General features: G+C 58.9%; 20 protein-coding genes and 1 riboswitch. Of the genes, 7 read left to right on the plus strand and 13 right to left on the minus strand.

The genetic code is table 11. From position 1 onward, the window contains the following. Nucleotides 1–245, minus strand: a 245-nt coding sequence (locus tag ACEVJL_RS01890; RefSeq protein ID WP_374736705.1) for an IS110 family transposase, incomplete at its 3' end; no start/stop codon positions are given. 374 nt (nucleotides 246–619) lie between these two features. Between ACEVJL_RS01890 and ACEVJL_RS01895 the strand changes: the two genes are divergently transcribed. From ACEVJL_RS01895 to ACEVJL_RS01910, 4 genes are read left to right on the plus strand one after another with little or no spacing between them, the layout of a single operon-like run. After that, entirely contained in the window at nucleotides 620–1,135 is a 516-nt protein-coding gene (locus ACEVJL_RS01895) for an SLC13 family permease (RefSeq protein ID WP_374736706.1), read from the plus strand. Between the two features lie 2 nt (nucleotides 1,136–1,137). Then, entirely contained in the window at nucleotides 1,138–2,298 is a 1,161-nt protein-coding gene (locus ACEVJL_RS01900) for a stalk domain-containing protein (RefSeq protein ID WP_374736707.1), read from the plus strand. Continuing rightward, nucleotides 2,295–3,386 carry an acyltransferase gene (locus ACEVJL_RS01905; protein ID WP_374736708.1) on the plus strand — a complete coding sequence of 364 codons (1,092 nt, stop codon included), beginning with the start codon at nucleotides 2,295–2,297 and terminating at the stop codon, nucleotides 3,384–3,386. The genes ACEVJL_RS01900 and ACEVJL_RS01905 overlap by 4 nt, the downstream gene beginning before the upstream one ends. 15 nt (nucleotides 3,387–3,401) lie before the next feature. Next, the gene (locus ACEVJL_RS01910) at nucleotides 3,402–3,587 is read left to right on the plus strand and encodes a hypothetical protein (protein ID WP_325207404.1); all 186 of its coding nucleotides are present in this window, start codon (nucleotides 3,402–3,404) and stop codon (nucleotides 3,585–3,587) included. A 104-nt stretch (nucleotides 3,588–3,691) separates the two neighbouring features. On the opposite strand, the gene ACEVJL_RS01915 is transcribed toward ACEVJL_RS01910, so the two are convergent. The 12 genes from ACEVJL_RS01915 to ACEVJL_RS01970 all read right to left on the minus strand — a co-directional run bounded on the left by ACEVJL_RS01915 (nucleotide 3,692) and on the right by ACEVJL_RS01970 (nucleotide 15,539). Beyond that, nucleotides 3,692–5,137 (minus strand): M56 family metallopeptidase, encoded by a 1,446-nt coding sequence (locus ACEVJL_RS01915; RefSeq protein WP_374736709.1) that lies wholly within the window; start codon nucleotides 5,135–5,137, stop codon nucleotides 3,692–3,694. 78 nt (nucleotides 5,138–5,215) lie between these two features. Continuing rightward, the gene (locus ACEVJL_RS01920; protein WP_374736710.1) at nucleotides 5,216–6,661 is read right to left on the minus strand and encodes a M56 family metallopeptidase; all 1,446 of its coding nucleotides are present in this window, start codon (nucleotides 6,659–6,661) and stop codon (nucleotides 5,216–5,218) included. Continuing rightward, on the minus strand, nucleotides 6,658–7,032 hold the full coding sequence (locus tag ACEVJL_RS01925; protein WP_325207410.1) for a BlaI/MecI/CopY family transcriptional regulator: 375 nt from the start codon (nucleotides 7,030–7,032) through the stop codon (nucleotides 6,658–6,660). The genes ACEVJL_RS01920 and ACEVJL_RS01925 overlap by 4 nt, the downstream gene beginning before the upstream one ends. A gap of 117 nt (nucleotides 7,033–7,149) precedes the next feature. Beyond that, nucleotides 7,150–8,037, minus strand: a complete 888-nt coding sequence (gene xerD, locus ACEVJL_RS01930) for a site-specific tyrosine recombinase XerD (protein ID WP_008980859.1) — start codon at nucleotides 8,035–8,037, stop codon at nucleotides 7,150–7,152. Nucleotides 8,038–8,075: 38 nt separating this feature from the next. Then, nucleotides 8,076–8,690, minus strand: a complete 615-nt coding sequence (locus tag ACEVJL_RS01935; protein ID WP_302667632.1) for a stage II sporulation protein M — start codon at nucleotides 8,688–8,690, stop codon at nucleotides 8,076–8,078. Nucleotides 8,691–8,989: 299 nt separating this feature from the next. After that, a complete protein-coding gene (gene scfB / locus ACEVJL_RS01940; RefSeq protein WP_008980861.1) occupies nucleotides 8,990–10,405 on the minus strand; it encodes a thioether cross-link-forming SCIFF peptide maturase in 1,416 nt (471 codons plus the stop codon). Between the two features lie 101 nt (nucleotides 10,406–10,506). Further along, nucleotides 10,507–10,647, minus strand: a complete 141-nt coding sequence (scfA, locus tag ACEVJL_RS01945) for a six-cysteine ranthipeptide SCIFF (protein WP_008980862.1) — start codon at nucleotides 10,645–10,647, stop codon at nucleotides 10,507–10,509. A gap of 65 nt (nucleotides 10,648–10,712) precedes the next feature. Next, the gene (locus ACEVJL_RS01950; RefSeq protein ID WP_235398364.1) at nucleotides 10,713–11,138 is read right to left on the minus strand and encodes a TIGR04086 family membrane protein; all 426 of its coding nucleotides are present in this window, start codon (nucleotides 11,136–11,138) and stop codon (nucleotides 10,713–10,715) included. Nucleotides 11,139–11,212: 74 nt separating this feature from the next. Further along, entirely contained in the window at nucleotides 11,213–11,491 is a 279-nt protein-coding gene (yajC, locus tag ACEVJL_RS01955; RefSeq protein WP_374736711.1) for a preprotein translocase subunit YajC, read from the minus strand. A gap of 113 nt (nucleotides 11,492–11,604) precedes the next feature. Continuing rightward, entirely contained in the window at nucleotides 11,605–12,744 is a 1,140-nt protein-coding gene (gene tgt, locus ACEVJL_RS01960) for a tRNA guanosine(34) transglycosylase Tgt (protein WP_151075927.1), read from the minus strand. A 16-nt stretch (nucleotides 12,745–12,760) separates the two neighbouring features. After that, nucleotides 12,761–13,786: a tRNA preQ1(34) S-adenosylmethionine ribosyltransferase-isomerase QueA gene (gene queA / locus ACEVJL_RS01965; protein WP_374736712.1), complete on the minus strand. Its 1,026-nt coding sequence runs from the start codon at nucleotides 13,784–13,786 to the stop codon at nucleotides 12,761–12,763. Nucleotides 13,787–13,820: 34 nt separating this feature from the next. Further along, entirely contained in the window at nucleotides 13,821–15,539 is a 1,719-nt protein-coding gene (locus tag ACEVJL_RS01970; protein WP_374736713.1) for a SpoIID/LytB domain-containing protein, read from the minus strand. 78 nt (nucleotides 15,540–15,617) lie between these two features. Next, a riboswitch (Lysine riboswitch) is annotated at nucleotides 15,618–15,803 on the plus strand. A 180-nt stretch (nucleotides 15,804–15,983) separates the two neighbouring features. Between ACEVJL_RS01970 and asd the strand changes: the two genes are divergently transcribed. The 3 genes from asd to dapB all read left to right on the plus strand — a co-directional run bounded on the left by asd (nucleotide 15,984) and on the right by dapB (nucleotide 18,805). After that, a complete protein-coding gene (asd, locus tag ACEVJL_RS01975; RefSeq protein ID WP_008980868.1) occupies nucleotides 15,984–17,072 on the plus strand; it encodes an aspartate-semialdehyde dehydrogenase in 1,089 nt (362 codons plus the stop codon). Between the two features lie 76 nt (nucleotides 17,073–17,148). Then, a complete protein-coding gene (gene dapA, locus ACEVJL_RS01980; protein WP_008980869.1) occupies nucleotides 17,149–18,039 on the plus strand; it encodes a 4-hydroxy-tetrahydrodipicolinate synthase in 891 nt (296 codons plus the stop codon). A gap of 10 nt (nucleotides 18,040–18,049) precedes the next feature. Beyond that, nucleotides 18,050–18,805, plus strand: a complete 756-nt coding sequence (dapB, locus tag ACEVJL_RS01985) for a 4-hydroxy-tetrahydrodipicolinate reductase (RefSeq protein ID WP_374736714.1) — start codon at nucleotides 18,050–18,052, stop codon at nucleotides 18,803–18,805. Nucleotides 18,806–19,094 lie beyond the last annotated feature (289 nt).

Consider the following 19,094-nt stretch of genomic DNA (forward strand, 5'->3'; position numbering starts at 1 on the left):
GGATTCAAGACACAGACATAGATCCCGTACTCGTGCAGTGCCGCAGCTACCGGCTCATGGTAACGCCCTGTGGCTTCCATGATGACACGGGTATCTTCGCCCAATGCAATGATGGCATAAGCCATCTGCTCCAGACCGACTTCGGTATGGAGAAATTCCTGTGGCAGAAATGCCACTTCACCCATTGGCCGCAGAGCAGCCACCATGCTTTTCCCTTTGGAAACATCAATTCCAACTGCGTTCATGTTACCCCTCCTTCTGATTGGATATGGCTTTCCGCCTTTTACTCATTGCTTGTTCAATCTCCTGGGTGACACGAACGCACCGAAGACGGTGGAACAACCTGCGCAAATCGAATGCTGCGAACGAGAGAGGCGGCTGACGGACTCCTCAGCGGGCGTGCTGGCCCAAGGTGATTACTGTCAGACCATTTACTCTCCCATTCTAACAGCTTCAGCTTTGAGATGGAAAAAGACGCGGCTGGCTGCCGCGCCTTAAACCGTAACTATATTGTAGGAGGCGATCACCACCGGCGCCGCGCTTTTCTGCCGTGCGGCCATGGATTACTTGAATTGACCGACACCCCACAACATTTGTGCAATTGAGAGGAGAGAATACCATGTCAACCCAAGCAATCATTACGTTAATTGTTTTTGTCGCTGTCATCGTACTTCTGATTTGGAAACCCATTCACCCCATTGTCATCGGCGCATGTATCCCCACCGTTCTGGCCCTCACCGGCGTGCTGGATGCCTCCACCGCCTTCAGTGACTTCGCAAATACCACCGTTATCTTCTTCATGAGCCTGCTGGTAGTAGGCGGCGCCATCTTTAAAACCGGTCTGGCCGACTTTATCGGTGAAAAAATCATCGGCCTCATCGGTAAAAATGAAAAGGGTGTAATTCTTGGTACCTCCTTTGTTGCTGTGCTGCTGTCCTCCTTCCTCAACGACACCGGAACCACCGGCTGCCTGATCCCCATCTCCGGCGCTATGGGCCGTAAGGCCGGCGTGAAGCTCTCCCGCATCTATATGGCGCTGGCTTTCTTTGCCTCGGTGGGCGGCACTCTCACCCTCATCGGCGCGGGCAACCACGTGGTGGCTCAGGGCTTCCTGGAGAAGGCCGGTACCGGCTGACGGTGGACAGCGCCGTCTGCGACAGCCAAACTCTCTATGCGGTCATCACCGTGGAAGGCCTGAACAACCAGGCCGTTGAGGACCTGAAAAGCAACAAAGTCATTGCCGAGAGCCACCGTGAGGTTTGGGGACAGGAGATGGTGGATTCTCTGATGGCCAATGGCTCCGCCGGTCCGGACACCTTCTGGGCAGCCTTTGCGGACAGTGGAACCCATGTTTCCGGTATCCAATACCAGGGACTCACCGCCCCATCGGACACCAGCCGTTCCTGGCAGGTGAAGATCTCCCTCATGGATGCCGACCACAAGATGGGCACCGGCCCGGTTCTTTTCTGGTTAGGCTTTATGGGCAAAGAATACGCGGTTGAGATCCCCACGGACACAGCCATGGAGACCGTCCAACTGTCCATTGACCGTGATGTACAGCCGGAATATCCGGGTGGACCGACGGTATTTGTCCAGTCCCTGGAGCTCTCACCCACTAGTATCGCCTATGTGGGGACCTACTGGGATGCGCAGCGGGACGCCGATAATCCTCCGCTGATTTTCCTGCGCATGAAGGACGGGCAGATCTTGTCCCGGACGCGGCTGGGCTATGTCCTGAACCGTACGAGTCGCATCAAGGACCTCGCTGATCCACTGTACCGAGTGCAGTATCAGACCGACACCCCGGTGGACCTGGGCCAAGTGGCCTCCATCATTCTGGGCGATATGGAGTTTCCCCTGGACGGCTCTGATCCCTTCCCCGTCAATGTGCCCGAGGATCTCTACCCCTTTTTCTATGCAGAAACCCTTGCCGAAAAAATTGAAGATATTCCATTTTTCCGCATCCAGGTGGAGGAACTGTGCCAAAAGCTGGGTGCCGACTACCAGTGGGACGAGAGTACCCAGAGCGCTACCATCTCTTACCGTGGGGTCACCTTGCATCTCACCGTGGGACAAAGTCAATACGAGGTGAATGGGACCCCGGAGGACCCACTCTCCAAGATAACTCAGGAACAGCTGGACCAGTCCAATCATCCCGAATATGCCCGGGGCATGATCTTGATGGAGAATGGTGTCCTCACGGCTCCGGTCCACATTTTAGATCACCTTCCGCTGTCGTATCACCATTTAACCGATGCTGACGGCATCTTTACCAGCACTTTAATGATTTTGCCATGAGCACGGTACCTACCTCCAGTCCATCCACTCTCGCCGCTCCTCGTCTGGTCTTTCTAGATGCTCTGCGCGTTCTGGCCATTCTATTGGTGGTCATTCTCCACGCCATGGCCCCTGTCCTGGTAGATACCAAACAGCTTGGACAGCCGGGGTGGTACCTCTGCATGCTGCAAAATCCTATCAACCGGGCGGGCGTTCCTCTGTTTTTCATGATCAGCGGCCTTCTCCTTCTCCAGGACCCGGCCATCCATACGCCCCTGTCCTTTTACCGCCGCCGTCTTCCCCGCTTGCTTCTGCCCCTGGCGGTATGGAATGGGATCTATCTGCTGCTCCGGACGCGCCCTGACAGCTTCCGCTCCGGTTTTGAGGACTATTTCCGCACCCTGCTCACCACCGGAAGCTGCTACCATATGTGGTTCATCTACACTATTTTGGGAATCTACCTGGTGGCTCCCGTGCTGGGCTTCCTTGCCCAGCGCGGCGGCCGGACTTACCTGATGATCCTGTTGGCCGCAGCCGTCTTTCCCACCTCCATTCTCCCTTTGATCAACCGCGTTCTGCCCTTTCAAGCCGTCGTCTATACCCCCATGGCAGAGGGACTGCTGGGTTACTTCATTCTGGGCTTTCTGCTGGGCACAACAGAGGTTCCCCGCCCGGCCAGGATGGCGGTCTATCTGGCCGGTGGGGCAGGCTATTGCACGGACCTTTTCACCGACCTTGCCACCTCCACCGCCCAGTCCATTCCCATCTCCTCTCAGAACGTCTATCGGCTTAGCCATTATTTTGTAGCCTGCGGCGCTGTTTTTGTGGGTGCGCTCCTTTCTCCAAAAACATCCCCGTGCAAGGCTGGCCGCAGCCGGGCCTCTGGAGCGTCTTTCCCGGCTGTCCTTCGGCGTCTTTTGGGTCCACATTTTACTGCTGGAGTTCATCGCCCGGCTGCTGGACACAGGCTGGACCACCGTTTCCTATCTCTGCGCTCAAATCTCTCTGACTGTCCTTCTCTCGTTTCTGCTGATGGGGACGATATCCCGGCTGCCGTTTTCAAAATTGCTGCTATAAGGGATAAGCTTCTCTCTTTCCCGGCATACTAAGGCCGAGGTGATACCATGGATCAAGCAAACCATCAGATGGAGACCTTTGGGGCTCTGCTGCAGCAGTACCCCCAGTCTTCCCGCTTCTATGACAGCTGCACTCCCCAACAGCGCCAGGCTATCCTGGATCAGCTGTCCCAGCTGACCTCCCACGCCCAGATTCAGGGCTTTGTGGAGCACTTGCCCAGCGCCGCACTATAAAAACACATCCGGCCGTCTTATCGAGACGACCGGATGTTTATTATATATCAGAACACCACCCGCCCAGCGGGTGGTGTTCTTTTGACTTCCGGATGCACACCGATTCAAGCGGGCTCTCCCAGCAGCTGGTCCAGCTTTCCCCAGTCCAGCCCACCGGACACATGGTAATAGTACGCACGGTTCTCCCAGAAGGGCACCACCTTAATGTAGTCGTCCCACAGTATCACGGACAGGATATTCTCCGGGGCATCGTACAGCAGGACGATCTGCTCCCCCGTTTGCCCATAGAAATCGTCGCCGCCATCCACTATTTCCGACAGAGGCAGAGAGGTCAGGTAGTCGGTCAGGTCCCCCTCATCCCGGCACTCCAGTTCCTCCCGGAACCTGCCGTTCTCATCCCGCCGGACCTGCCGCAGGGAAACCTCCTGAATCATCCCACGATAGATGGCGCTCTCCCCTGTGCCCGCCTCGTAGGCCAAGCTGATCTGGCCGTAGGTGACAAACAGCAGGACGAAGGCCACTCCCACCAGCAGAGCACCAGAGATCTTTTTGTCCGGCTTAACAATGCTTTTGAGCCGGTAGCGCAGGGCTGAGGCCGAGGCGGACAGGCAGGTGGTAAAGCCCCGGCCGTCCCCCGCCGTGCGCAGGATGAGGTCGGCGTACTGCCGCCGCTCCCCCTCTCCCAGACTGCTCAGCACCGTCTCGTCGCAGCTGAGCTCCAGGTCTTCCGAGCTTTGCCCCATGGCCAGCCACATGAGGGGGTTGAACCAACACATGGCGATGCAAAAGGCCACAAAGAATTTGTTCCAGGCATCCTCCCGGCCAATATGCACCAGTTCGTGGCGGAAGATGAGCTTCAGTTCCTCTGGTGTGTAGTGCCGTTGGGGCAGCACCACCCGCACGCTTTTGGAAAACAGGCCGATGGTAATGGGCGTGGAGGCCTGAGGTGAGGTCACCAGGCGAAACTTGGGCTTTTTCTCCCGCGCCCGGTCTACTTCCGCCTGCCACACCGCCAGCACCGCCGGGTCAGACACCTCCTCCGCCCCCCGGAGCAGCCACCGGCGGAACCGGAGATGGGAGAAAATCTTCCAGCCCAGCACCACCAGTGCTCCCGCTAGCCATACCCCGGCCAGTTTTTCCACCAACCCCTGGGGCAGGGAGATCACCCACCGGGGCGTAATCATCATACCTGAGCTCAGGGTTAAGTAGAGGTAGTTTGGCGTGAGCCACAGCAGAGCGCAGCTTCCCGCCCGGAGATACCGGCGCAGGAGGGGCTGGGCCAGTAACAGCAGGATAAAATATAGACTTATGTGGAGAAAGGCCACCAAGATCCAGGTGATAACGCCCCAGCTCACCTCATCCCATCCGCGCCATCCGCTCACTATCAGCGAGCCCACCAGGAGGGTAGTCATATAGCCCGGCATCAGCCACCCGTTCAGGTAGGGCCGATACCGCGGTCCTTTCCCCTCCGGATCTTCAGCTTCCTCTGGACGGGAAAAGGCTATCCAGGCAAAGAGCACGCCGAAGATCAATGCAAACGCGATACGCATTATGTTTCTCCCATCCCTCTCTCCAAGCAGTATGTGGTACTCATAATATGCCTCCTTTTGATTGGCAGGCCCGCCTTGCTACCAGTTAAACAGCCCGTCCAGCTTCTCCCAGTCCAGTCCGCCGGACACGTAATAATCCTGTTCCTTCAGGTCCTTTTCCCAGGACGGCATCACTCTTACATAGTTCTCCCACAAAATCACGCCCAGGGTGCCCTGGGAGGTATTGTAGGTCAGGGAAAGCTGCTCCTCCTCGCTGTCACAGTCATAGGTTCCCACTGCCTGATACAGGGTCAAGGAAGATAAATAGTTTGTCAGCGCCTCCTCGTCCCGGCATTGGATCACCTTGCGTGCTTCTTCTTTGGTTTGCGTCACTTTGGCCAAAGAAATGCTCTCGGCCTCGTTCTGATAAATGTATGCTTCCCCTGTGCCCATACCGTAGGCAAGACCCACCTGGCCGCAGGTGAGAAACAGCAGAGACGCTACAACCCCCACAAACAGGGCGCCGACATGCTTTCGGGCCGGGCGGACAATATTTTTCAGCCGGTAACGCAAGGCAGAGGCCGAGGCAGACAGACAGGTGGTAAAGCCCCGGCCGTCCCCCGCCGTGCGCAGGATGAGGTCGGCGTACTGCCGCCGCTCTCCCTCATTCAGAGATACCACCACCGCCTCGTCACAGCTAAGCTCCAGATCCTCCGAGCTTTTCTTCATGGCCAGCCACATGAGGGGGTTAAACCAGCACAGAGCGGTGCAGAACACCAGAAAGAATTTGCTCCAGGCATCCCTGCGTCCAATATGCACCAGTTCGTGGCGGAAAATGAGCTTCAGCTCCTCCGGGGTATAGTGCCGCCGGGGCAGTACCACCCGCACGCTTTTGGAAAACAGGCCGATGGTCATAGGCGTGGTCACCTGGGGGGAGGTCACCAGAATATACTCCGACTCCTTCTCCCCCACCTGAAGCAATTCTCCTTGCCATGCGGCCAGCACCTCCGGATCGGTGACCTTCTCTGCCCCTTGGAGCAGCCACCGGCGGAAACGCAGATGGGACAGGATCTTCCAGCCCAGTACACTAACCACACCCACCAGCCAAACCAGGGCCACTCCCTGGATAAACTTGATCGGCAAGGGAATGATCCATCGGGGGTGCGCAAGGAGTGCCTGATTAAATGCTCCCATATAAAGGTAATTGGGCACGATCCACAGTATGGCGCAGGTCTCTGCCCGGAAATACCGGCGCAGCAGAGGCAGAGTCAGGGCTAGCAGGAGAAAATATAAGCTGATTTGAAGAAATATCACTGACAGCCAACCAAATACACGAAACGAAGCGCTCCAATCTCCCGCCAGTCCCGTAAACAAAGACAAGCACAGCAGGAATACAATGATCATTGGGAGATTCCATCCCCCGTTTCTGGGGGTGTCCCGAACCCAGTCCCGCCGCACGCCCTTTCGCGCATAGGCAAGTACATCCAGGCCAGTAACTACGCCAATGCTCACAGCCATCAGCACAATCCACATGCGGTCGCTCATAGCGTCCCCCTCTCCAGCAGGTCCCGCAGCTCGTCCAGCTCCTCCCGGGTCAAGCCGCTGTCACACAGAGCCGCCGCGAAGGCAGACAGGCTGCCCCCGCACACCTGGTCCAGAAACCGCCGGCTCTGGCCCGCCAGGTAGCTTTCCCGCGTGATGAGCGGAAAGTACCGGCTGCTGCGGCCCTCCTTCTCGATCTTCACAAACTCCTTGTCTGCAAGCCGGGTGAGCACCGTAAGCAGGGTAGTCAGCGCCATAGGGTGGCTCTCCTTCAGCCGCTGCTGGAGCTCCCCGCTGGTTACCGGCGGCTCCAGATCCCACAGGGCCTGCATCACCGCCAGCTCCCCATCGGGCAATCTGCGCGTGGTATCCATGGTTACGCCTCCTTTCTACATTTGTAGAATCTAATTGTATTCTACGCTTGTAGAATGAACTTGTCAAGAGAAAACCCCCGGCTTTTTTCAAAGCCGGGGGTTGCTGTCTGTGTTCGGTTACGCTCTGGGGTGTGCCTTGTGGTACACGTCCTTGAGCTTTTGGCTGACCAGCCGGGAGTAGATCTGGGTGGAGGAGATATCCGCGTGGCCCAGCATCTCCTGGATGGAGCGCAGATCCGCGCCGTTCTCCAGCAGGTGGGCAGCAAAGGAGTGGCGCAGGGTATGGGGGGTGATGTCTTTCTGGATGCCCGCCTTCTCCTGGTAGTGCTTGATGAGCTTCCAGAAGCCCTGACGGCTCATCCGCTCACCACTCATATTAACAAACAGGGCGGTCTCCTCCGGCGATTCCACCAGCTGAGGCCGGACCTGAGTTATGTAGTCGCTGAGCGCCCGGATCGCGGTGTGGTACAGGGGGATGATCCGCTCCCGCCCCTTGCTTTCGCAGTGGAGCACCCCGGCGGGCAGATTCAGGTCGTCCACATCCAGGGCGATGAGCTCGCTGACCCGGATCCCGGTGGCATAGAGCAGCTCCAGCATAGCCCGGTCCCGGAAGCCCTTCAGGTCGGAACAGTCGGGCTGCTCCAGAAACAGTTCCACTTCCTTGCCGGTGAGGATCTGAGGCAGTTTGCGCTCTACCTTGGCGGCTACCACATCCTTGGCCGGATTGCGGTCCATGATCCCCAAGGCAATCATGCAGTTATAAAAGGACTTGATGGAGGCAATCGACCGGGTCACGGTGGCGGCGGACTTTCCCTTCCGGGTCAAGCCGTCCACGTAGAGCTCCACATCCTGGACCGCCAGTTCCGTCAACTCCAGGTCCTGCTCCGCCATGGCCGTCTCAAACTGGTGCATGTCCCGCAGATAGGAACTCACCGTGTTGGCCGACGCCTTTTTCTCCGTGGTCAAATACTCCTCAAACAGGTGCAGCAGTTCAGACACAAGCACAACTCCCTCTCAAACGCGTTCAATTCTCAAACAACACACTACAACACAAGCTTGGCCGTTGCGCTTAAAAGCACCGGCGCGGCCAGATACTCCAGCATCACACACACCATCATTGCCGCAGCCCACAGCCCCAGTCTCCCCCAGTAAGCGGAGGTAAAGGGCAATGGTTCCCGGCTCTCCAACAGCAGCCGCCGCAGCAGTACCCAGGCGCCGTTCAGACACTGCCCTCCCGTCAGGAACAGGATAGGCGCCCAGAAGAACGCCGGCAGGCCAAACAGGAACAGCGCCGGTACCAGCCCCGCAGCGCCAAATACCCGGCATAGTCCCGCCACAGAGAACGCCAGCAGAAACCCCCGCACGCCGAACAGCAACGGGATACCTGCTGCGCCCAGAGCAGTAAGGCCCAACAAAATGACTGCTATTAACAGACGAAACTGCTCCCAGGCTACCGACCAGAACTCCACTGTCACGCCGCCCTCCCGGGCCAGGGTGAAATAGGTGCTGAGATAGTCGGCCAATTCCTGGGCGCTGGTCTCACTCATCAGTCCCCCAAAAACGGCGCCCAGAGCCCCGCCCAAAAGAAAACAGGCGCTCAATGTGGCCAGGGGAACCAGGGGCCGGGGAAAATCAACGATCATGTCCCGTCGCTTCATGGCTGTCACCTCTCTGGTTTCAGCCTATGAGCGGGCCAAAAAAAATAGACTGCGCGTCCCGCGTTTGCGGCCATTTCTTTCCTTATTCTTAATATATCCCTCACAGAGGATTCACGCAAGTGTTTTTCCGCATTTTCTCAAAAAATGTCGTTTTCGCAACATTTTTATGTAAACTGCTTTATGTCTACTTCGGAAATTAAATTTTTCGGCGGAGGCCATTGTCGCAGACCTCCGCCGAAATTTTGGGGCTTTATTCCGCTTTTCGAGCTGAAAAGCTTGTGATTACAAGGTTTTTCCGATTATTGGCAGTCGCCGCACTGATTACAGTCGGTATAATTACCGTTTGTATTTCCATTTTCACCCATGCCCGCAGCGATGGCCTTCATGGCGATGGCGCACTCCAGACGCTTACGCTCCATTTCACAGGCCACTTCATTGGACTGGCTTATGTCACCGTTGACCAACAGGTTGGAAGCGGAGCAGCCGCCGCTGCAGTAGAACCGAGCCCAGCACTCCCGGCAGGCGGGACGGGTGTAGATGTTCTGGTCGGCAAACTTGCCGGAGATCTCCATGTTGAAGGAGCCGTCATACACGCTGCCCATGCGGTACTCCTCCTTCCCCACGAACTGGTGACAGGGGTAGATGTCTCCGTCGGGGGTGATGGCAACATATTCACAGCCCGCACCGCAGCCGCGCAGCCGCTTGATAACACAGGGGCCCTGCTTGAGATCCACGTTAAAGTGGAAGAAGTTCACGTCCTTACGGCCCATGAGCTCTCCAGCCAGCTTCTCATACTCCGCCTTGACCTGGGGCAGATCCTCCTCCTTGATGGCGAAGGGATCGTCCAGGGGACCGCTGGCAGGTTCCACCGACACGCTGCGGAAGCCCAGAGAGGCCAGGTGCTTGACATCCTCGCCAAAGTCCAGGTTCTCCCGGGTAAAGGTGCCACGGGCGTAGTAGTCCTTGGTGCCCCGGCCAGCCACCAGCTTCTGGAACTTGGGCACGATGACCTCATAGCTTCCCTTTCCGTTGACGGTGGGACGCATGTGGTCGTTGACGCCGGGACGGCCGTCCAGAGAGAGGACCACATTGGACATCTCCCGGTTGATGTACTCGATGTTCTCGTCGTTCAGGAGCACGCCGTTGGTGGTAATGGTGAAGCGGAACACCTTGTCGTGCTCCTTCTCCAGGGACCGGGCGTACTCTACGGTCTTCTTCACGGTGTCCATGGCCATGAGAGGCTCGCCGCCGAAGAAGTCCACCTCGATGTTGCGCCGCTTGCCGGACTTGGCCACCACCCAGTCAATGGCACGCTTGGCGGTCTCAAAGTCCATGATCTTCCGGCCGGTGCCGAAGTCGCCGGTGGAGGCAAAGCAGTACTTACACCGCAGGTTGCAGTCGTGGGACACGTGCAGGCACAGAGCCTTCACCACCGCCTGCCGAGGCAGCGCCATGGCCTTGTCCGCATCAATGTAGTCGTCGCTGGAGAACAGCAGGCCCTGCTCTTGCAGGCCGCGCAGCTCCTCCCACAGCTCGTCCAGCTCCTGGGGATCATACTGAGACAGCTGATCCTTCAGCTCCTGGGGACACTTCTCCCCCATGGGCCCCTCTACCTTGGAGAGCAGGTCGTAGCCCATACGGTCCAGCACATGGACCGCGCCGCTGTTTACATCCGCCGCCAGGTATTGGCCCAGGGCGGTAAAGGTATGTACCATGATCCAAAATCCTTTCTATGGCCGCCCCTCCCCTCCTCACGGGGCTCAGGGCATAAAAAGGGGCAGGCCAAACGCCTGCCCCTTTCAGGCCGCTTTTTATATTACTGGTTCTCGCACTTCTGGTTGGCCACAGTGCAGGAAGTCTTGCAGGCGGACTGGCAAGAGGTCTGGCACTCGCCGCAGCCGCCCTTGGCAGCGCTGGCCTTCAGAGTAGCGCCATTGAGAGTCTGAATGTGTTTCATTGGAATCTCCTCCTAAATCTTATAGGTTTGAAGACATTATACCATACCTTGAATCACATTTCAATCTATCTTTTCCGTTTTTTCCTGGGCCGTCCTCCCAGCACTCCGGCAATGGCCCCTCCGCAGCAGCATGCAACCAGAATAGGCACCCCGCCGTTGGACAGGGACGCCTCCTCGTAGAGGAGAAATCCCGCCGTCAGCAGCAGCAAGAACAGGATGACTCCCACCCCCAGGCCAGCCAGCAGTGTGCCCCGCTCCAGGCGACGCACCGCCAACAGACCGCCGGCCAGGCTGCTCACCACACAGATGGCCAGCACGCCCCGGCCCATCAGCTTCTCCCCTACCACGCCGCCGGACACCAGCAGTGCGCACACCAGCAATCCCAGTGCCGCCGTTGCCGCCGCCAGAGCACCGCCTTTGAGCAGGCGGCACATGGTGCTCAGCCATACCGCCATGGGATCCTCCCGCTTCTTTTCCCGTTTTCCAGCCATAGTAAAACCCTCCCCGCGTTCTTCCTTGGTGGAAGACTATGCGGGGAGGGTCAGCTTTATGCTATGGTGAGTGCTCAGCGGGTAGCCTGAGTGCTCTGGCCGTTCTTGGTGGAGACGGCCCACTTGGTGATCTCGATGCGCACGCGGTCAGCGCCGGTCTCGAAGACAACGGTGTTCTCCTTTACCGCGCAGATGGTGCCGGTCATGCCGCCGATGGTGGTGATCTCATCGCCCACCGCCAGAGAGTTGCGCAGGTTCTCAGCTTCCTTCTTCCGCTTGTTCTCGGGGCGGATCATGAAAAAGTACAGCATGCCGAACATGAGCACCAGCATTAAGATCCAACTGTAATTCATATTGTTCCCTCCAAAATCTTGCTCTTCCAAGCAGGTTCGCTTGACGCGTTATGTGTCATTATAGCGGATTTGCCCTGGGTTGACAAGTCCTTTTCCCAATTTTGCCCGGTTTTTTACCCCTCCTGGCAGGGACGGTCCAGCATGCCGGAGTAAGTGGCCCGGAACTCTTCAAAGGTGCCGTTGTCCAGGCTGTCCCGGATGCGCTGCATGAGCTCATTGTAGAAGTGCAGGTTGTGCAGCACCGCCAGGCGCATGGCCAGCATCTCCCCCGCCGTCACCAGATGGCGCAGGTAGGCCCGGGAGAAGTGCTGGCAGGCAGGACAGGTGCAGGTCTCGTCAATGGGGCGGGTGTCCAGCTTATACTTCTCGTTTTTGATGTTGATGGTGCCCTTCCAGGTATAGAGCTTACCGTGGCGGGCGTTGCGGGCAGGCATGACGCAGTCGAAGAAGTCCACACCCCGGGCCACCGCCTCAATAATGTTGGAGGGGGTACCCACGCCCATGAGATAGCGGGGCTTGTCCTTTGGCATGTGGGGCTCCACGGCGTCGATGATGTCGTACATCACCTGGGTGGGCTCTCCCACCGCCAGGCCGCCGATGGCGTAGCCGTCGCAGTCCAGCTTGGCGATGTCCTCCATGTGCCGGATACGCAGGTCGGGGTAGGTGCCGCCCTGGTTGATGCCGAAGAGCATCTGGCCAGGATTGACGCAGTCAGGCTGCTCATTGAGCCGCTTGTGCTCGATGACGCACCGCTCCAGCCACCGGGTGGTGCGGGCAATGGAGCGCTCCACGTACTCCCGGGGAGCGGGGTTCTCAATGCACTCGTCAAAGGCCATGGCGATGTCGCTGCCCAGGTTGGACTGGATCTGCATGGACTCCTCAGGGCCCATGAAAATCTTCCGCCCGTCGATGTGGGAGGAGAAATGGACGCCCTCCTCCTTGATCTTCCGCAGAGAGGCCAGGGAAAACACCTGGAAGCCGCCGCTGTCGGTGAGCATAGGGCCATCCCAGTCCATAAACTTGTGAAGTCCCCCCAGCTCCTTGACCACCTTATCGCCGGGGCGCAGGTGGAGGTGATAGGTATTGGACAGCTCGATCTGACAGCCGATATCCTTCAGGTCGTGGGCGGATACCGCCCCCTTGATGGCTCCCTGGGTGCCTACGTTCATGAACACCGGGGTCTGGGCCGTGCCGTGAGGGCAGGTAAACACGCCCCGGCGGGCGCGGCCCTCCTGCTTGATTACTTCAAACACAAAAAAACTCCTTTATTTATGAGATAAACATGGCATCGCCGAAGGAGAAGAAACGGTAGCGCTCCCGCACCGCCTCCTCATAGGCCGCCAGCACGTGCTCCCGGCCTGCCAGAGCGGACACCAGCATAATAAGGGTGGACTCAGGCAGGTGGAAGTTGGTGATGAGAGCATCCAGCACCTTGAAGCGGTAGCCCGGATAGATGAAGATGTTGGTCCAGCCGGAACGCTCGGTCATGGTGCCATCCTCGGCGGCAAAGGACTCGATGGTACGGCAGGAGGTGGTGCCCACACAGATGACCCGACCGCCGTTTTTCTTCGTCTCATTGATGACGTCCGCCGTCTCCTGGGAGATCATACAGTACTCCGAGTGCATCTCGTGGTCCTGGATGTCCTCTGCCTTCACGGGGCGGAAGGTTCCAAGGCCCACATGGAGGGTAACGTAGCACACCTTGACACCCATCTCCTGGACTTTTTTCAGCAGTTCCGGGGTAAAATGGAGCCCGGCAGTGGGGGCAGCGGCGGAGCCTACCACCTTTGAGTAGACCGTCTGATACCGCTCGTTGTCCTGAAGCTCCGCCTTGATGTAGGGCGGCAGAGGCATCTTGCCCAGCCGTTCCAGAATTTCAAGGAAAATGCCCTCATAGTGAAAGCGGACCAGGCGCTTGCCGTCGTCCAGTTCCTTTTCGATGGTGGCGGTGAGCTCCTGCCCGTCGCCGAAGATCACCTGGGCGCCAGGTTTCAGTTTACGTCCCGGACGCACCAAGCACTCCCAGCACTTGTCCCCCTTGTCTACCAGCAGCAGCACCTCGCACACACCGCCGGTGGGACGGTGGCCGATGAGTCGGGCTGGAATAACCCGGGAGTTGTTGAGCACCAGACAGTCCCCCGGGCGGAGGAACTGGGGCAGCTCATAGAAATGATGGTGCTCCACTGCCCCGGTGTGCTTGTCCAGGGTGAGAAGCCGGGAGGCGTCCCGCCGCTCCAGAGGGGTCTGGGCGATGAGCTCCTCGGGCAGGTAAAAGTCAAAATCTGAGGTCTTCAATGTGGTATTCGCCTTTCTCTCTAGTCTAATATTCTTATTTCACGGTGGTACCGGGAAAATAGAAGGTAATAATCTCGTCGTAAGTAAAGCCTCGCTTGGCCATGGCGTAGGCGCCCCACTGGCTCATGCCGATCTGGTGGCCGTTGCCGCTGCCCTCAAAGACGTAGCTGCTGCCGGTAACATGGACCACGTTGACCTCTGTCACGCTGGAGCCGCCGCCGGAGGACGAGGTGACCGAGTCCACGCTGCCGCTGCCAGAGATGGCATACAGGTCCTCCCGGTCGGTCTTCCCCACCGTGCCGCTGCCGCTGATGACGTAGTAGCTGTCCTGCTCGGGCAGAGACCCGGAGCCATTCACCGGCAGGGAACCGTCAGAGGTCCCTCCACTTCCGCTGCCGGAACTGTTGACCTGGAAGCGGATGGAGCTGATGCCGAAGGTACTGCGCATGTTGGTTGGCTTAAAGGTGTTGCTCTGCCCGTTGGCGTAGTTCACCTTGACGGCAATCACGTTGCCCAGATCGGAGTAGGTGAGGTCCAGGGAGGCCACCGAAGTGCCGGTACCATACCCTTTGGATTGCAGGCGCTGGGTCAGGGTCGATGTGGTGTAGGACACCGTCCAGGAGGAGTACGGATTCATGGAGGCGGTGTCGGCCTCATAGGGGTCCTTCACGCCGCACAGATAGGGGTAGGTGCTCAGAGAAGAGCCCCACACATTATACACACTCTCGCTGGCTCCGCCGTGGCTGGCAGAGTAGAAGGTCTCGATCACCTTGCCGTTGTACTTGGCATACACCCCGGAGGTCTCCTCTACCGCCCGGGCGGCGTTGGAGTTATAGGTACTTCCGCCGCCGTAGCCGTAGTAGACCTGGCAGTCGGTGCCGTTGCAGATGTCAAAATGGTAGCTGCTGTGGTGGTTGAGGGAGTTGTAGGCATAGCTGCGGGCACACACGGCCTGGGCTTTCATCGCCTCCAGAGGCCAGCTGTCGCTCATCTCATAGGGCACAACTCCAATGAGGTAGTCCTCCATGTCCACGATGTTCACCACGGTGAGATTTCCCCCGTTTACCCGCTCATAGCGGAACCCGCCGGGGTAGCGGTAACCCTTGAACCAGGTGCGGGTCTCCCCTGCTCCGGTGACGTCGGGCATGATGCCAAGGGCCGTGGAGGAACCGCCGTCAAACTGGAACAGGATCTTCGCTTTGCCGGTCTGGGTCACGTTGACGGCATAGGAGCTGGTGCCCACCACGGTGCCGCCCAGACTGCTGGCCCGGCTTTCGGCCTCCGCCTTGGTCTCATAGGCGCCCACCCGGACCTGATACGCTCCGTCGATCCAGGCCACAAAACCGTCGGAGTAGTCCGACGCTTCGGAATAGGCGGCATTGTAGCTGTTATAGGATCCCGGCATCTGTACATGGTAGCAGCCAATCAGCTCTCCCCCGTTGTCAGAGGTGGAGTAGCTGGTGCCGCTGACCCAGATATTCTGGACCTTGACCATGGTCAGCTTGGTAACGCTGGAGCTGGTACGGCCCAGCTCCACAAAGTCCAGATCGCTGTCGTAATATCCAAAGCGGTACCCGGAGCCGTAGCCGGTGTTATTCTCCAGGTTGGCGCTGACCAGGGCATTGCTGCCGTAGGCGAGCCCCACCCGCAGGGTGAGTTCATCGTTCCGGGCGGCCCGGGCGGGGGCCGCCATCGGCACCGCCACGGCCACGGCCAGAACCACTGCGGCAAGTTGCATAAATATTCTTTTCATGGTAAACCCCATTTCTCTAATTCTTCCCATGCGCTCCCTTGACACCCACCAGGAAAGATGGTAGGATAAATTCAAATTCTGCAAGATAGAGGCGCGGCTGACATGAGTAAGCGTGGCTAGGGAGCCGGTTCCCGTCTGAGCCATGTCCAAAGGGAAGGCCGCCGAAGGGTCCCTTCTGCCGGAGGAAGGGGGCTCTGGTCGCTTGGTTAACAGCCCTGTGACTGTCATCTGGGCGGGCTGCCCAGGTGGAGCGCTGTCTGCTTTTGTGAATATTTTGCCGGCTGCGGTGCGTCCAAACCACAGTCGTCATTATAGTACAAAATCAGCCGCTTGAAAAGCCGCTGATTTATTTTTTTACCCGGGCCAATATCTGGGCAGGATCCAATTCATTTATCTTACGCGCGGGACATAGAATACCCTGTGCTGTTGTGGAGGTAGAATGCTATGAAAAAGTATAAAGTAGGTATCATCGGCGGAACCGGCATGGTGGGCCAGCGGTTTGTCACCCTGATGGAGAACCATCCCTGGTTCCAGCTCACTGCCATCGCCGCCTCTCCCCGCTCTGCCGGTCAGCGCTACGAGGACGCCGTAGCCAACCGCTGGGCCATGAAGACCCCCATCCCCGCCGAGGCCAAGGACATCGTGGTGATGGACGCCGCCGCTGATGTGGAGAAGATCGCCGGCATGGTGGACTTCGTGTTCTGCGCCGTGGATATGAAGAAGGACGAGATCCGCGCCCTGGAGGAACGCTACGCCAAGGCCGAGTGCCCCGTGGTGTCCAACAACTCCGCCCACCGCTGGACCGACGACGTGCCCATGGTGGTGCCCGAGATGAACCCCCAGCACCTGGAGGTCATCGCTTCTCAGCGTCAGCGTCTGGGCACCAAGCGCGGCTTCATTGCTGTAAAGTCCAACTGCTCCATCCAGTCCTACGCCCCCGCCCTGCACCCCCTGCTGAAGTACGGCATCGACAAGGTGCTGGTGTGCACCTACCAGGCCATCTCCGGTGCGGGCAAGACCTTCGAGCGCTGGCCCGAGATGGTGGATAACCTGATCCCCTACATCGGCGGCGAGGAAGAGAAGAGTGAGCAGGAGCCCCTGAAGGTGTGGGGCAAGGTGGAAGGCGGCAAGATCGTCAAGGCCGAGGGTCCCGCCATCACCGCTCAGTGCCTGCGCGTGCCTGTGTCCGACGGCCACACCGCCGCCGTGTTTGTCTCCTTCAAGGAGGGCTGCAAGCCCACCATCGAGCAGATCAAGGCCGACTGGGCTGCCTTCCAGGGCCGCGCTCAGGAGCTGCAGCTCCCCTCCGCTCCCAAGCAGTTCCTGCACTACTTCGAGGAGCCCGACCGTCCCCAGGCCAAGCTGGACCGGGAACTGGAGGGCGGCATGGCCATCTCCCTGGGCCGTCTGCGTGAGGACACCCAGTACGACTACAAGTTCGTGGGTCTGAGCCACAACACCCTGCGCGGCGCTGCCGGCGGTGCGGTCCTTCTGGCCGAGCTGCTGTGCGCTGAGGGCTACATGGATCGCTGAGAAACTGTCTTCATCCGGAGGGGAGAGGTCCTCTCCCCTCCCTTCTTATATTTTAACCAGAAAGGGTTGTGATTTTATGAGGACTCCCGTATTCACCGGCTCCTGCGTCGCCATCGCCACCCCCTTCGACGCCAACGGGACCATCAACTACGACGCTTTCGGACGCCTCATTGAGGCCCAGATCGCCGGCGGTGTAGACGCTATCTGTGTCTGCGGCACCACCGGTGAGTCGGCCACGATGACCATCCGGGAGCATATTGCCGCGGTGGACTACTGCGTGGAAAAGGTCAACCACCGGGTCAAGGTCATCGCCGGCGCGGGTTCCAACGACACCTCCGCCGCCGTCTACCTTTCCCTCCACGCCCAGGATTCCGGCGCTGACGCTCTGCTCCACGTCACTCCCTATTATAATAAGTGTACCCAGGCCGGTCTGGTCAAGCACTACGAGTACATCGCCGACCGTGTGGAGCTGCCCATCATCCTCTACAACGTGCCCAGCCGCACCGGCGTGTCCTTCACTGCCGAGTCCTACAAGATTCTCTCCGAGAATCCCAAGATCAACGGCGTCAAGGAGGCCAGCGGCAACTTCTCCCTTCTGGCCCACACCCGCCACATCTGCCCCGACGACTTCTACGTCTGGTCGGGCAACGACGACCAGGTTGTACCCATGATGGCCCTGGGCGCCAAGGGCGTTATCTCCGTGGTGTCCAATATCGCCCCCGAGCTGATGGTGAAGATGAGCCACCTGTGCCTGGAGAACGACTTCGAGGCCGCCTCCAAGCTGCAGATTGAGTACATGGATCTTATTGATGCCCTGTTCTGCGAGGTCAACCCCATCCCCGTCAAGGAAGCCCTGAACATGATGGGCATGGAGGCCGGCCCGGTGCGTCTGCCCCTGTGCGAGATGGCCGAGAAGAACAAGGCTGTGCTGAAGGCCGCCATGGAGCGGGCTGGATTGCTGAAGTAAGGAGCCTGCCATGCTGAAGATAATCATTTCCGGCTGCAACGGACATATGGGCCGGGTCGTAGAGTCCCTGTGCGCCGCCGATTCTCAGGTTGAGGTGGTCGCCGGCTTTGACGTGCTGGGCTCCAACGACGGAGACTTCCCCGTTTATTCCTCCCCCGCTCAGTTTACCGGCAAGGCAGACGCCGTTATCGACTTCTCTTCCCCCGCCGCCCTGGATGGTCTGCTGGATTTCGCCCAGGCCACCGGCACCCCCCTGGTGCTGGCCACCACCGGCTACACCCCGGAGCAGGTGGCTCAGATCGGCGCCGCTGCTCAGAAGGTACCCATTTTCCGCTCTGCCAACATGTCCCTTGGCATCAATGTGCTGCTGGAGCTGGTGAAGAAGGCCGCCTCTGTACTGGGCGACAGCTACGACATTGAGATCGTGGAGCGGCACCACCGCCGCAAGGTGGACGCCCCTTCCGGCACCGCTCTGATGATCGCCGATGCCGCCGCCAGCAGCTGCGGCCACGAGACGGAGTACGTCTTTGAACGCCACAGCGTGCGCCATCCCCGGGATAAGAAGGAGATCGGCATCTCCGCGGTTCGCGGCGGTACTATCGTGGGCGAGCACGAGATCATCTTTGCCGGCCACGACGAGATCATGGAGATCAAGCACACCGCCCTGTCCCGCGATATCTTCGCCCAGGGCGCGGTGGAAGCCGCCAAGTTTATGTCTACGGTTCAGGCGCCTGGTCTGTATGACATGAGCCAGCTTGTGAAGTAATTCCCCTTTGCTATTATTGAACGGTCATGGTTTCTGCCATGGCCGTTCTTCTATGTAGAGACGGTTCCTCCCTGCGGGGCGGCCTACTTTGCCCCCGGCGGCAAAGTAGGCAAAACGCCGCCGGGGATGGCTCCGATGAGCGCCTTCGCGTAGCGGGCGCTCAAAGTCGCCTTCCCTACCCCCTCTGGCCCTTCGGGCCATCTCCCCCTGACAGGGGGAGTCGGCCCCGGACCCCTGTTTACGGAGGATACCTTCCTGTAGCCCTGGCAATCTCATCCGGCGCGCAAAA

Source organism: Flintibacter porci (genome assembly GCF_041925195.1).
GTDB classification, from domain to species: domain Bacteria; phylum Bacillota; class Clostridia; order Oscillospirales; family Oscillospiraceae; genus Lawsonibacter; species Lawsonibacter porci.

Excerpts from the sequence above, each read along its gene's own strand:
- ACEVJL_RS01895 (WP_374736706.1), top strand. The coding sequence starts at position 620 with ATGTCAACCCAAGCAATCATTACGTTAATTGTTTTTGTCGCTGTCATC.
- ACEVJL_RS01905 (WP_374736708.1), top strand. The coding sequence starts at position 2,295 with ATGAGCACGGTACCTACCTCCAGTCCATCCACTCTCGCCGCTCCTCGT.
- ACEVJL_RS01910 (WP_325207404.1), top strand. The coding sequence starts at position 3,402 with ATGGATCAAGCAAACCATCAGATGGAGACCTTTGGGGCTCTGCTGCAG.
- ACEVJL_RS01915 (WP_374736709.1), bottom strand. The coding sequence starts at position 5,137 with ATGCGTATCGCGTTTGCATTGATCTTCGGCGTGCTCTTTGCCTGGATA.
- ACEVJL_RS01920 (WP_374736710.1), bottom strand. The coding sequence starts at position 6,661 with ATGAGCGACCGCATGTGGATTGTGCTGATGGCTGTGAGCATTGGCGTA.
- ACEVJL_RS01925 (WP_325207410.1), bottom strand. The coding sequence starts at position 7,032 with ATGGATACCACGCGCAGATTGCCCGATGGGGAGCTGGCGGTGATGCAG.
- ACEVJL_RS01935 (WP_302667632.1), bottom strand. The coding sequence starts at position 8,690 with ATGAAGCGACGGGACATGATCGTTGATTTTCCCCGGCCCCTGGTTCCC.
- scfB (WP_008980861.1), bottom strand. The coding sequence starts at position 10,405 with ATGGTACATACCTTTACCGCCCTGGGCCAATACCTGGCGGCGGATGTA.
- scfA (WP_008980862.1), bottom strand. The coding sequence starts at position 10,647 with ATGAAACACATTCAGACTCTCAATGGCGCTACTCTGAAGGCCAGCGCT.
- ACEVJL_RS01950 (WP_235398364.1), bottom strand. The coding sequence starts at position 11,138 with ATGGCTGGAAAACGGGAAAAGAAGCGGGAGGATCCCATGGCGGTATGG.
- yajC (WP_374736711.1), bottom strand. The coding sequence starts at position 11,491 with ATGAATTACAGTTGGATCTTAATGCTGGTGCTCATGTTCGGCATGCTG.
- ACEVJL_RS01970 (WP_374736713.1), bottom strand. The coding sequence starts at position 15,539 with ATGAAAAGAATATTTATGCAACTTGCCGCAGTGGTTCTGGCCGTGGCC.
- asd (WP_008980868.1), top strand. The coding sequence starts at position 15,984 with ATGAAAAAGTATAAAGTAGGTATCATCGGCGGAACCGGCATGGTGGGC.
- dapA (WP_008980869.1), top strand. The coding sequence starts at position 17,149 with ATGAGGACTCCCGTATTCACCGGCTCCTGCGTCGCCATCGCCACCCCC.
- dapB (WP_374736714.1), top strand. The coding sequence starts at position 18,050 with ATGCTGAAGATAATCATTTCCGGCTGCAACGGACATATGGGCCGGGTC.